The sequence below is a fragment of the Halomonas sp. KM072 genome, from assembly GCF_050710315.1.
In the GTDB taxonomy this organism is placed as follows: domain Bacteria; phylum Pseudomonadota; class Gammaproteobacteria; order Pseudomonadales; family Halomonadaceae; genus Vreelandella; species Vreelandella hamiltonii.
In genome coordinates, this window is the sequence record NZ_CP136132.1 from 2,334,820 (window position 1) to 2,346,459 (window position 11,640).

Annotated in this window: 10 protein-coding genes and 1 pseudogene; 6 read left to right on the forward strand and 5 right to left on the reverse strand. The window is 59.0% G+C overall.

Annotated elements, in window-relative coordinates; genetic code table 11:
* Positions 1–34: 34 nt before the first annotated feature.
* On the reverse strand, positions 35–1,474 hold the full coding sequence (locus RVM26_RS11045; protein WP_287806210.1) for a hypothetical protein: 1,440 nt from the start codon (positions 1,472–1,474) through the stop codon (positions 35–37).
* A gap of 314 nt (positions 1,475–1,788) precedes the next feature.
* On the opposite strand from RVM26_RS11045, the gene RVM26_RS11050 reads away from it, so the two are divergent.
* Both RVM26_RS11050 and RVM26_RS11055 read left to right on the forward strand, forming a co-directional pair.
* Entirely contained in the window at positions 1,789–2,181 is a 393-nt protein-coding gene (locus RVM26_RS11050; RefSeq protein WP_039176927.1) for a septal ring lytic transglycosylase RlpA family protein, read from the forward strand.
* Between the two features lie 177 nt (positions 2,182–2,358).
* Positions 2,359–3,357: an NADP-dependent oxidoreductase gene (locus RVM26_RS11055; protein ID WP_287806242.1), complete on the forward strand. Its 999-nt coding sequence runs from the start codon at positions 2,359–2,361 to the stop codon at positions 3,355–3,357.
* A gap of 102 nt (positions 3,358–3,459) precedes the next feature.
* Here RVM26_RS11055 and RVM26_RS11060 read toward each other — a convergent pair whose 3' ends face one another.
* Complete coding sequence (locus RVM26_RS11060; RefSeq protein ID WP_498941735.1) at positions 3,460–5,457, reverse strand: TonB-dependent receptor family protein; 1,998 nt, start codon at positions 5,455–5,457, stop codon at positions 3,460–3,462.
* 157 nt (positions 5,458–5,614) lie between these two features.
* On the opposite strand from RVM26_RS11060, the gene RVM26_RS11065 reads away from it, so the two are divergent.
* Entirely contained in the window at positions 5,615–5,788 is a 174-nt protein-coding gene (locus RVM26_RS11065) for a YqaE/Pmp3 family membrane protein (RefSeq protein WP_498938618.1), read from the forward strand.
* Between the two features lie 111 nt (positions 5,789–5,899).
* Here RVM26_RS11065 and RVM26_RS11070 read toward each other — a convergent pair whose 3' ends face one another.
* Positions 5,900–7,168, reverse strand: a complete 1,269-nt coding sequence (locus RVM26_RS11070; protein WP_189463806.1) for a dicarboxylate/amino acid:cation symporter — start codon at positions 7,166–7,168, stop codon at positions 5,900–5,902.
* Between the two features lie 219 nt (positions 7,169–7,387).
* Here RVM26_RS11070 and RVM26_RS11075 point away from each other — a divergent pair, with 219 nt between their 5' ends.
* Both RVM26_RS11075 and RVM26_RS11080 read left to right on the forward strand, forming a co-directional pair.
* On the forward strand, positions 7,388–7,603 hold the full coding sequence (locus RVM26_RS11075; protein WP_039183856.1) for a TIGR02450 family Trp-rich protein: 216 nt from the start codon (positions 7,388–7,390) through the stop codon (positions 7,601–7,603).
* A gap of 222 nt (positions 7,604–7,825) precedes the next feature.
* Positions 7,826–8,032, forward strand: coding sequence for a cold-shock protein (locus RVM26_RS11080; protein WP_009095703.1), 207 nt, complete (start codon positions 7,826–7,828; stop codon positions 8,030–8,032).
* 105 nt (positions 8,033–8,137) lie between these two features.
* On the opposite strand, the gene RVM26_RS11085 is transcribed toward RVM26_RS11080, so the two are convergent.
* Positions 8,138–8,983, reverse strand: coding sequence for a class I SAM-dependent methyltransferase (locus tag RVM26_RS11085; RefSeq protein WP_498938620.1), 846 nt, complete (start codon positions 8,981–8,983; stop codon positions 8,138–8,140).
* 163 nt (positions 8,984–9,146) lie between these two features.
* Here RVM26_RS11085 and RVM26_RS11090 point away from each other — a divergent pair.
* Positions 9,147–10,580, forward strand: a pseudogene (locus tag RVM26_RS11090) (MFS transporter); the annotation flags it as partial.
* Between the two features lie 19 nt (positions 10,581–10,599).
* Here RVM26_RS11090 and RVM26_RS11095 read toward each other — a convergent pair.
* Complete coding sequence (locus RVM26_RS11095) at positions 10,600–11,637, reverse strand: IS630 family transposase (RefSeq protein ID WP_287804249.1); 1,038 nt, start codon at positions 11,635–11,637, stop codon at positions 10,600–10,602.
* Positions 11,638–11,640 lie beyond the last annotated feature (3 nt).

Consider the following 11,640-nt stretch of genomic DNA (forward strand, 5'->3'; position numbering starts at 1 on the left):
CGCTGTTGTAAACACCGGCACGCGTGGGCGATTCTTAGGTGTCGGGCTGCATTTCGGTAGGCTCTGCTTCCACTTGCAGTTCGAACATCCCACTGCCGCTGGCGCTGAAACCACGGGCGCTCACGGTGTAAGTACCCGGTAGCAGCGCCTGCTCCAGCAGGGCGTTGGTTCCCTGACCGCCGTCGTCGTCACTGTAGGAGACACCTTCGCCATACAGTTCGAGATAGGTATCGAAGTCAGTGGAGTTCATCGCCAGCGTTACCCGCGAACTCTCCGTCAAGGTTAGCTGATAGGTCAACGGTTCGCCGCTGTACCAGCCATTGATGGTTTCATCGGGGGTCAATTCGCCTTCGTTGCGCAGCTCTACGTCTTCTGGCAACTCACGTGTTGCCACTGACAGGGTAAACAGGCCGCTGTCGGTACCGTACGCCGTGCGGGCCGTGATCTGATAGCTGCCCGGTGCCAGGAAATCGGCAATACGGGCGTCCAGATTACCGGCACTGTCGTCGTCTTCACGGTAATAGCCGTTGGCGCCTTCCAGCACGAGATAAGCATCCACATCGCTGGAATTCATCTCGATCTGGTACATGCCGGCTTCTTCGATCTCGAGCTCGTAGCTCAAGGGCTGCCCGCTGAACCAGCCATTCAACGACTCACCCGACTGAATGGCACCGTCATTGCGCAGGTCGCCATCGCCCGGAAGCTCACGCGGTTCTGCCGCCAAGGTGAACAGGCCGCTGCCATCACCAAAAGCGCTTCTTGCGGTCACCGTGTAATCGCCCGGCTCCAGAAAATCGGCAATGCGGGCATTCAGGTTACCGGCGCTGTCATCGTCTTCCCGGTAATAGCCGTTGGGGCCACGTAGCTCCAGATAGGCGTCGAATTCATCGGCACGCATCTCGATCTGGTACATGCCCGCCTCTTCGACGGTCAACGTGACTTCGCGGGGAGTGCTCTCCAGCCAGCTATCCATGGGCGTGCCCACCGCCAATGTGTCGGAGTCGCTCAGTTCGATGGTGCGGGCTTCGACACTGAAGGGGCCATAGCTCTGGGCATTGGCTCCGCTGACCACGACCATGTAGTCGCCGCTCTCTTTCACCCTATAACGCACGGTATCGGCACTGGAGAGCAGCTCCAGCTGATCATCGTACAGCGCCACGATGCCTTGCAAGGCACCGCGCAGCGACACCTCCACCAGCGCATCTTCATCCAGCTGGATGACATAGCGGGTAAAGCGGCTACCGTCGTTACCGTTCAGCTCATTGGCAGAGGTGATTTCGCCTCGGCCACGCTCGCCAAGCGCCAGGGTCTCCAACCCTTCGAACCTGGAGCCTGAATCACTGGCAACCTCACCCGAAACTTCCACCGTGTCCGGTGTGGAGGGGGTTTGAGAGAGAGACTGTGCTGCGAAGTAACCCACCGCAACGCCGCCCACGGCGACCAGCAGCAGAGTAACAGGAGAGGATTTGGCCATAGGTGCATCCTTGATCGTAGGCAAAAACGCCGATATAGCGTCATCGGATTATAAGTCGCTTCGATCCATTAAAGTGAGCATTTCAATAAAAATAACCCACGCTTTTGACGCTCGATTCCACCTTGCACCGCCGCCGTTAACTTACTGAAACACAAAGGCATAATGATTCGTTACAAAAAACGCAATTATGGAGCTATTTGCACCGATCTTCTTAAAGCTTGCCGACTCGCCATACGCGGGCTACTATCACCTGGCCAATTTGGCGCCTCATCGATGAAAGCGGAGTCCGCGACACGAACCTCTGAGGTACTCCAATGGGAGCCCTAAAACACCTGGTACGAACGAGTTGCCTGGCCACACTGCTGGTATTTTCTACCGCTCACCAAGCAGTTGCCAGTCAATCAGCAGTAAACCTGGAGCTAGAAGAAGGCGTTGCGTCTTTCTACAGTGACCGCTTCCAGGGAGCCCTTACCGCTAGCGGTGAAACCTTTGATCAGCAAGCCCTCACGGCGGCTCACCCAAGCCTCCCGTTCGGTACCAAAGTGCTGGTCACTCGCCCCGATACAGGGCAGGAAGTAGAAGTGATGATCAATGATCGTGGTCCCTTCGTTCAGGGACGAGTCATCGATCTTTCAAAGCGAGCGGCGCGCGCACTAGGCATGGTACGCCGAGGCACCGCCCCAGTGATGATCACTCTGGTAGATTAACGGATAACACACCCGCGAGCGTGTGCTACCCCTTAAACGATCAGCGTTGCCATGCAACCTGCTGACTAAAAGCGGCCCCCAGCGGGGCCGCTTTTTTATGGCCTAATGAACCTGAAAGCAGGCTAATGGTCTTTATGAGGCAAGGATTACCGCATTCCCTGACAGCAGGAGGCTATGATGATTTCTCGTTTCTACACGCTCACGACCTACCCCGCAGGCCTACCCGACCTCTCTACGTTCGCGCTGGAAAGTGCCGAGCTGCCGGAACTGGAAGAAGGCGAGGTTCGCATCCAGAATCGCTGGCTATCGGTCGACCCTTACATGCGCGGCAGAATGACGGGGATACGCACTTACATTGCCCCTTTCGAGCTGGGCAAGCCCATGGAAGGCGGCGCCATTGGTGACGTCATCGCATCGAGGCATCCCGATATCAAGGAAGGCCAGCGCGTCAGTCACATGGGCGGCTGGCGAGACATTGCCCAACTGCCGGGCGAAAGCGTCACCCCGCTGCCGGAAGGCGACGCCCCCGAGCAAGCCTATCTGGGCGTGCTGGGCATGCCGGGCATGACCGCCTGGACAGGCCTGAACCTGATTGCCGAATGCAAACCCAGCGATAACGTGCTGGTCAGTGCCGCCAGCGGTGCCGTGGGGTCACTGGCGGTACAGCTGGCCAAGGCCAAGGGGTGCCATGTGGTGGGCATTGCCGGGGCGACCCACAAGCTGGCCTGGCTGGAATCCATCGGCGTCGAGCCAGTCACCTATCAGGACCGCACTGCGCAGGAGCTCAGTGACGCCATCAAGCTTGCCAGCCCGAACGGCATCGATGTCTACTTCGAAAACGTGGGGGGCATCTGCCTGGAAGCCGCGTTGGCTCAGCTCAACGAAGGGGCGCGTATCGCCGTCTGCGGCATGATCGAAGGCTACAATGCCGAGGCACCTGCGCCTGGCCCCCGCAACCTGTCACAACTGGTGGTCCGCAAGGCCAGGATGCAAGGCTTCATCGTGGCGGATCACTGGGCCAGCTATCGCTACTTCCTGAATGAAGTGACGCCTCAGGTGGCCGATGGTCGCATCGTCTACCAGGAGACCATCAAGGAAGGCCTGGAAAGTACCCCGGAGGCGTTTCTGGCGCTCTTCTCAGGCGCCAACACGGGCAAGATGCTGGTGAAGCTGTAACTCACCAAGCTTCGCTACCACCCCATCTTATGCTCAGGGGGCAGCCCAGGCTGCCCCCTGCTATCTACAGCGCTATCGTGTTGGCTTAGCGATCGGTTTGGCTTAAAAGCTCAGCTCGACGCCGCCATGAACACTGCGCCCCGGCGCAGGCTCGTAAAAACGCCCAAAGGTGCCGTTGATGCGCACGTTGTCGTTGTACTCCTCGTCGAACAGATTACGCAGCCCCAGATAAGCGCTCAGCCGCGTATCACCACTGAGCTGCCACTCATCGCCTACACGCAGGTTGACCAGCCAATAGCTGTCGACTTGGGTGGCATTGGCGTTGTCGGCCATCAGGCTGCCGATATATTCGGTTTCCAGCGTGGCAAAACGTTCCTGTTGCTGCCAGGTCAACTGGTTGATCCAGGTCTGCTCGGGCAAGCCGGGGAGCCGATTGCCATCAAAGTTCGCCCCTGAGTCGTCAAAGTTATCGAACTCGTAGCGCGCCAGCGTCAAGGCACTGTTCACCCGCCATGCATCGGCCAGCTGCCAGCCTAGCGCCAACTCGATCCCGTCACGCCGGGTATCGCTGGCATTCTCGTAGAAGGTGCGCCCTCCTTCATCGAAAGGCACCAGCTCATCGCGCACCCGCACGGAAAACAGCGCCAGATCGTAATCCAGGGCCAGCGGTTCGACATACCCGCGCAGCCCGATTTCTCGATTCCAGGCTTTTTGCGGCTCGATGGCTGGGTTGAAGCCCCCGCCCGCAGGGTTGGCGAATTCGGCAAAGGTCGGGGTTTCGAACGCGGTGCCGGTGTTCAAATAGAGTTGATGCTGCGGCAGGTAACGATAGCTCACCCCGGCCGAGCCGCTCCATTCACTGAAGGAGCGTCGACCACTCTGGTCGCCATCTGCCAGAAAGTCATCGTCTACCCTGAGCGCCACACGATCGAAGCGCGCGCCCAGCGAAAACGTCACCTGCTCGGAAAGCGCCAGGTCCCCTTGGGCAAAGACGCCGCTGGAGGTAGCGCGCTGGGTTTCGTCAGCCGAGGCGTCTCCCACCGCGCCCACGGCATTGACCCGATTGCGGTAGCGGTCATCCTCCTGGCGAGCAAGGTCGACGCCGACCACGTAATCGAGGGGCAGCTCGCCCAGCATGGCCGCCTGGTGATACTCGGCGCTGGCCCCCATGTAATCACGGCGATAGCCCAAACGGCTGTCACCGACAAACGGCAGCTGCTGTTCGAAATCACGACGAGCCACAAAACCGCGCAGGTACAAGGCGCCGTCCCCCAGCGCCAAGTCTTCGTATTGCAGCCCCAGCACCTGCTGTTCGGCCTGCTGCCGGGCATCCAGCGCCAGGGCGTTGGGCGCAGCCTGATCGCGCCCTTGCGCAACCTCAGTGGCCGTCAGGGCACCGGGGTCTTCCGAGCGCGGGTTATCCAACACGTTGATGATGGCCGTCAGTGCCCGTTCACTGCCCAACTCACGGCGCAGCTTGGCATTCAGCAGGTACTTTTCCGTGGCGCTCTGTTCGCGATAACCATCCACGTTGAGGGCCGTCAAGCTGACATGATGCGACCAATCCCCCTGCGCGCCACCGTGCTGCAGCGCCACTTTCTGATAGCCATGGCTGCCCGCCCCCAGGCGGATGCGAGTGCCAGGGTTGTCGCGCCCATCGGCCGTGGTCACGTCGATCACGCCCCCGGCAGCATTACCGTAGAGCACCGATGACGGGCCGCGAATCACCTCGATCCGTTCGGCGCTGTCCAGGTCGATGGCATCCAGCTGCGCTTGACCATCCGGCAGGGTATACGGAATGCCATCCACCATCACCGTAATCCCCCGTACGCCAAACGGCGCCCGGGCACCAAAACCACGAATGGCGATACGCTGGCCCTGGGCAAAATTATCGCGGTTCTGCAGCGATACCCCGGGCACCCTGTTCAGCGACTCATCCAGCCGCACCCGCTGCTGCCCCTGCTGGATCTCCTGGGCGTCGAGGGTCGAAACAGCCGCTGGGGTCGCATAGAGTTCACGGGCCAAACGGGGAGCGCTGACCTCCACGGCAGGCAGCACGGTACTGGCCTCGGGCGCAGTTTCCGCCGCCGCCGGGGTCATCACCACCGACCCCAACAACAGAGCCAGCGGTGTACGTGAAAACGGTAGTTGAAAACGATGCATGGATTCCCTTCCCAATGATTGGCGCTCAGCCTAAGCTGAACGATAGTGTAAGTGGTTGGTCTTATAGGTTAGCTAAAAAAGTAAAGGAGGCTTTATGGCGTTTACAGCGACAGACCCGATCAAGATGATTTTTGCGGTGATCTTCCCCCCTCTCGGGGTGTTTCTCGAAGTCGGGCTAAAAGGACATTTCTGGCTCAATATCCTGCTGACCCTGTTTGGTTTCATACCGGGCATCCTTCATGCGTTCTATGTCATCTTGAAGCACTAGCCCGCTCGTATCACCCCGTCTGACAAACGCCGCCTTGCCTCGTGCAAGGCGGCGTTTTTGCACCCGCCCTTTATCTTTCCAGCAGTTCTTTCCAGAGGTTCTTTCCGAAGGTCATGCCTGCTTGTTAACAGCGGGGCTATCCGTTTCGGGTGGCGCTTCGCTCAGGTCGTTCCCTTCACTGCGGCTGATCACGGACGAGCCGACCAGGTCTCCCGTCACGTTCAGTGCCGTGGCCCCCATGCCGACCAACGCATCGATTGCCGTCAATAGCGCCACGGTTTCAATGGGCAGGCCCACTTGAGCAAATACCGTCGCGATCATGATGATACCCGCCCCCGGCACACCCGCCGTCCCGACGGTCACTAACGTGCCGATCAGCACGATCTGGGCCATGCTCATGAAATCGAGCGGGGCACCAATGACGTTGGCGGCAAACACCGCCGAAATGGCAATACGAATTGCCGCGCCATCCATGTTCAGCGTTGCCCCAAGCGGCAAGCTGAAGCCATAGATGCTTTTCGGGATGCCCATGCGTTGGGCTGCATTGATGGTCAAGGGTAGCGTGCCTGCACTGCTTTGCGTCGCAAAAGCAGTCGCCATGGGCGTGCGCGCCTCACGAAAGAAGGTGCGTAACTTCACTCCGAAAAGCATCATGATCAGGCAATAAATTAGCAGCTGTACCCCCAGGGCGATATAGAGCACCATCACCATATCCCCCAGCGATACCAGGGTTGCCATTCCCTGCTGGCTGACCGTCTTGGCGACAATGGCAAAGACCCCTATCGGTACGAAATGCAGCACGCCAGCCATGACCTTGAGGGTGACTTCGTTCAGCCCTTCGATCACCTGATAAAGCTGTTCTCCCAGCACATGCTGTTGCTCGGATTGGCGCAACTTCAGCAGGGCAATGCCAAAGACCAAGGCGGTAAAAATGATGCCCAGCATGTTCAGCTCGGCAAAAGCCGTCACGATATTTCTGGGCACGATGTTCAGCAAAGCATCGACCACGCCAGGGCTCTCGGGAACCGAAAAGCTCGCACTATCATTCAGCGTCATGCCGCTGCCAGGACTGAACAGCGTCGCCACGCTCAAGCCCACCATGATCGCCAAGGCGGAGGACCCCAAATAGTAGAAGAACACCTTGCCCCCTACCCGGCCGGCGCTCCCCTCACGCGATTGATTCACTCCCACCATGAGCGTGAACAGCACGATGGGCACGATGAGAAAGGTCAACAGACGCAGCAGCAAATCCCCGACCGGGCCTAGCCATGTGGCGACCCACTCGCCGCCCACCAGGCCGACCAGCACGCCCAAAACCAGCGCAATGGTCACGCGTAAAATAAGCGACGCCTGAAGATAGCGCTTCCATAGATATTTCATTGAGTGCCCTGTTGGTGTAAATGGTTGATGTAAATAGTTGGTGTGAATCGTTGGTAGGAATCAGCGATAGAAATCAGCGGTCTACATCGTGCGTCGCAACATCATTACGTGGCCTAGCTTAGCATGGCGCATGGGCCTCATTTTACAACGCGCATGAAGGCCCCGTTCTCCACCACCCTAGCCACGCCACAGGTTTTCTCTTCGATTGCCGGAGCTCCCATGAACAGCATCAACCCCAATAAGCTACACCACAGCAAATGGACCGCGGTCACGCCTCGCAACAAGGAAAAACATTTCATCGTGACCCAACTGCTGCGCGACGAGGAAGAACAGGTCGTCGATGTCGTGCTGGAAGCCGTGCATTCCCACCGTGAAACCACGCTGCCCTGGCAGGCGCTCAAGGATGACCAGACGTGGAAAATGGGCTGGAAATAGGCCATTCCATGGCAATACTCAAAAAATAATCACGAAAGGCTTTGACCCGGCAGCGCAAGCATGACACTGTAGCGTCAGTTGGTTAGTAAGCAAGCAGCATGGTTTCAGTTGCGTACGATCTTTTTCGTTAGCCTGAATATTGTATTCCTTGTTTCACCCGCTAATTCATCTGGGTCATACCAGGAATTTTATTAAGGCGCATCAGCGCAAAGGATCTACACAATGGCAACTGGCACAGTTAAATGGTTTAACGACACCAAAGGCTTCGGTTTCATCGCTCCTTCTGACGGTGGCGACGATCTGTTTGCACACTTCTCCGAAATCCAGTCTGACGGCTTCAAAACCCTGCAAGAAGGCGCTAACGTCTCTTTCGACGTTACCCAGGGTAAAAAAGGCCTGCAGGCTTCTAACATCAAGCAAATCTCCTAAGTCTTCGGACTTGAGCATTTGCTGGAACCCACGCCTCGTGTGATGGGTTCCACCAGAAAGGCCCGCTTCGGCGGGCCTTTTTGCGTTTGAGCGTTATATTCTGGACTACACTCGCTTCCAGACGATGAGCCGTGCATCCACGGTCAACGACAGCGCCTCCAGATTCGCCGCTCGCTCACGGCCTTCGGCACTGGCGCGGTAAAGGTGAGGCGTCATGGCCAGCAAATCGCCAATCGACTCGGCCCCCTTCAAAGTGACCACATAGCGCAGCTCATGCGCTGAATGCGCCACAAAGCCTGCGGGCATCTCGGGAGACTTTTCACGGGCGGGCTTCAGGGTCGGGTAGATGACCTCACGCAGCTCTCGCAAATGCTCAGGCCCCGCTTCCACCTGCAGCAGCTGCCCACCCGGCTTGAGTACCCGCGCAAACTCCGCATGCACCGGAAAGCCGAACAGGCACAGCACGCTGTCCAGCGTGGCCGACTGTACCGGCAGCTGCGCATTGCTTCCCACCACCCAACGGCACGTCTCGGCCCCCTGCCTGGCAGCCGCCAGCACCGCCCACTTGGAAATATCCAACCCCATCAGCGCCAGCGACTGTTCGGCAGGCCATCGCCCCGCCAGTTCACGCAGGTAGTACCCCTCGCCACACCCCGCATCCAGGCAGTGATACGCCTCCTGCCCATGCGCATGACGCTGGAGGATCTCGCTCACCGACTCGGCAATCGGCCGATAATGCCCCGCCGCCAGAAAACGCTGGCGGGCAGCCACCATGGGCTTGCTATCGCCAGGGTCCGTCGAGCGCTTCTGCTGCACCGGCAGCAGGTTCACATACCCCTGTCTGGCCACATCGAAAGCGTGGCGGGCGGCACATCGCCACGTATTGCCTTCCAGATAGAGCGGTTCGCCATCGAGCGGGCAGGCCAACGCCTGAAAGGGGGTGCTATTCATCAATGGGGATTCTCTTGGCAGCCTTGTCGAGCGTATGCGCAAGCACGCTATACTGCATCACCCTGCAAGACGATCAGTTTCAAAACCGACCACGATACCGGAAAGCCCGCACAACACAATGCGCGCAGGTGTATCAAGCATCCGGCAAACAAGGCGAGACACCATGCAAGCATTGCTGCGCAGCGCGGGCGCTTGGCCCTACCTGATGGCCATTTTCCTCAATGCGTTTGTGGATCTAGGGCACAAGATCGTTATCCAGAACACGATTTTCAAAAGCTACGACGGTACGCAACAGGTGGTGCTGACGGCGCTGGTGAATGGCCTGATTCTGCTGCCGTTCATTCTGCTGTTCAGCCCTGCGGGCCATCTTTCCGACCGGATCCCCCGCGTCAGCGTGCTGCGCGTCTCGGCCTGGGCGGCCGTGGCGGTGTCGCTCGGTATCACGGCGGCTTACTACCAGGGCTGGTTCTGGCTGGCGTTTGCCATGACGCTGCTGCTGGCCATTCAGTCGGCCTTCTACTCCCCTGCCAAGTACGGGTTGGTGAAAGGGCTGTTTGGCAAGCCACGTTTGGCAGAGGCCAATGGGCTGGTGCAAGCCGTCACCATCGCCGCGATACTGGCAGGCACCGTGGCCTTTACCGCGCTGTTCGAATACTGGGTGCCTGCGGGCGGCGGCTCCCCTGCCGAACTGCTGCGCCACATTGCTCCGCTGGGTTGGCTGCTGGTCCTCAACAGCGTCCTGCAGGTGGTCGCTCTGTACCGCTTGCCGCTGGACCCACCGCGCCCCGCGCCCACCCTCTTGACCTGGGCGCGCTACCGCAGCGGCACCGCCCTCAGGGAAAACCTGCGACTGATTGCCCAGCAGCCCGTACTGCGGTTGTCGATCATCGGCCTGGCCACGTTCTGGTCGGTGGGCCAGGTGCTGCTGGCCGCCTTTCCGTCCTATGCCAAGGATGCGCTTTCCATCGATAACACGCTGGTGCTGCAAGCCATCCTGGCCGCCAGCGGGATCGGGATTGCGCTGGGGTCGCTGCTGGCCAGCTCGCTGTCCCGCAACCGCATCGAAACCGGGCTGATTCCGGTGGGAGCCGTTGGGGTCGCCATCGGCCTGTGGTGCCTTCCCCTGTTCACGACGCCCACCAGCCAGGCGTTGAACTTCGTGTTCATCGGCATCATGGGCGGGCTGTTCATCGTGCCGCTGAACGCACTGATTCAGTTCCATGCGGCCGACCACCAGTTGGGCACCGTGATGGCCGCCAATAACTGGATCCAGAACCTGGCCATGCTGGGCTTTCTGGCGCTCACCGCGCTGTTCGCTCTGGCAGGGGTCGATAGCCACTATCTGCTGCTGTTGATTGCCAGCGTTGCCATGGCGGGCGGCGCTTACACTATCTTGAAGCTGCCGCAGAGCCTGGTGCGCTTCGTATTGGGATTTCTGCTCACCCGCCGCTACCGAGTAGAAGTGCATGGCCTGGAGAACCTGCCTGCCCAGGGGGGCGTACTGCTGCTGGGCAACCATATCAGCTGGATCGACTGGGCCATGGTGCAGATTGCCAGCCCACGCCCCGTGCGCTTCGTGATGCTGCGCTCCATTTATTAACCCGGCAATAAAATAGCTATGATGCGGCGTATCGAATTGACGGGGCTTTGAAGTATTTCGCGACTCGCCTCGGGAGCTTCTGAAGCTTCCGAAGGTGAGACATCGCCTTCCTCTTCAGCTGGTCTCTGCTGCGCGCCGGAGTACCGCTATGCACGCCGGCTTTGAGGTCGCAGTTCAGATACTCATCGGGGTTCAATTCCGGCGAGTAGGGTGGAAGGTAGAACACTTCAATCTCATCCCGATGCTCCGCCAGCCAGGCCTTGACGATCTTGGCGTGATGGACCTTGAGGTTGTCCAGGATCAGGAAGACCTTCCGCTTGGCATCACGAATCAAGCGCTTCATGAAGTCGATCAGAATTTGCGCATTCATGGTGCCGTCGAAAAACCGGAACCGTACCTTGCCCTGGTTAGTGACGGCGGAAATGAGATTGATCGTCGCTCTTCTCGCATTGAGCCGGAGGATGGGGGTGACGCCTTGAGGTGAGTAGCCACGCACATGCTGGCTATCGCTACGCAACCCGGTCTCATCGCCCCAGTAAATCTCGGCATCTTCGGCCTTGGCTCGGGCATGAATGGTTGGGTAGTCCTCCTCCAGCCAGCGCTTTACTTCGGCTGGACGCTGCTCATAGGCCTGCTTCTTGGGCTTCTGAACAGTGAACCCCCAGCGTTTCAGATATTCGCCAATGGTGCGAATTGGCACCCACTTCCCGGTTTCCAGCTTGATCAACTCCTGTACGGCCTTGCGTGTCCACAGGGCATACTGAAGCTTCAACTGGTCAGGTGTCTTGTCGACCAACATGGCCTGGAGTCGACTTTCTTCATCAGGGGTGAGCTGGCGGCCAGAGCCCTCTCTTCGCCCACGAACCTGGGCGAGCAAGGCCTTTAGACCGCCTTCACGGTATTTCGTAAGCCACCGGCCGACGGTGAGGGGGTGAACGCCAACCTCCTTGGCGATCTCTTTGTTCTTCATCCCACGCTTGGAAAGGCGAACCGCAAGTTTTCGCTTTTCTTCCTGAGCGGCGGGATGGAGTGTGCGAGCATCTTCTCTGTTCATGCC

What these genes read in the sequence shown, in the direction of transcription:
- RVM26_RS11050 (WP_039176927.1), top strand. Translation starts at nt 1,789, where the DNA reads ATGGGAGCCCTAAAACACCTGGTACGAACGAGTTGCCTGGCCACACTG.
- RVM26_RS11095 (WP_287804249.1), bottom strand. Translation starts at nt 11,637, where the DNA reads ATGAACAGAGAAGATGCTCGCACACTCCATCCCGCCGCTCAGGAAGAA.
- RVM26_RS11055 (WP_287806242.1), top strand. Translation starts at nt 2,359, where the DNA reads ATGATTTCTCGTTTCTACACGCTCACGACCTACCCCGCAGGCCTACCC.
- RVM26_RS11070 (WP_189463806.1), bottom strand. Translation starts at nt 7,168, where the DNA reads ATGAAATATCTATGGAAGCGCTATCTTCAGGCGTCGCTTATTTTACGC.
- RVM26_RS11060 (WP_498941735.1), bottom strand. Translation starts at nt 5,457, where the DNA reads ATGACCCCGGCGGCGGCGGAAACTGCGCCCGAGGCCAGTACCGTGCTG.
- RVM26_RS11085 (WP_498938620.1), bottom strand. Translation starts at nt 8,983, where the DNA reads ATGAATAGCACCCCCTTTCAGGCGTTGGCCTGCCCGCTCGATGGCGAA.
- RVM26_RS11065 (WP_498938618.1), top strand. Translation starts at nt 5,615, where the DNA reads ATGGCGTTTACAGCGACAGACCCGATCAAGATGATTTTTGCGGTGATC.
- RVM26_RS11080 (WP_009095703.1), top strand. Translation starts at nt 7,826, where the DNA reads ATGGCAACTGGCACAGTTAAATGGTTTAACGACACCAAAGGCTTCGGT.
- RVM26_RS11075 (WP_039183856.1), top strand. Translation starts at nt 7,388, where the DNA reads ATGAACAGCATCAACCCCAATAAGCTACACCACAGCAAATGGACCGCG.
- RVM26_RS11045 (WP_287806210.1), bottom strand. Translation starts at nt 1,474, where the DNA reads ATGGCCAAATCCTCTCCTGTTACTCTGCTGCTGGTCGCCGTGGGCGGC.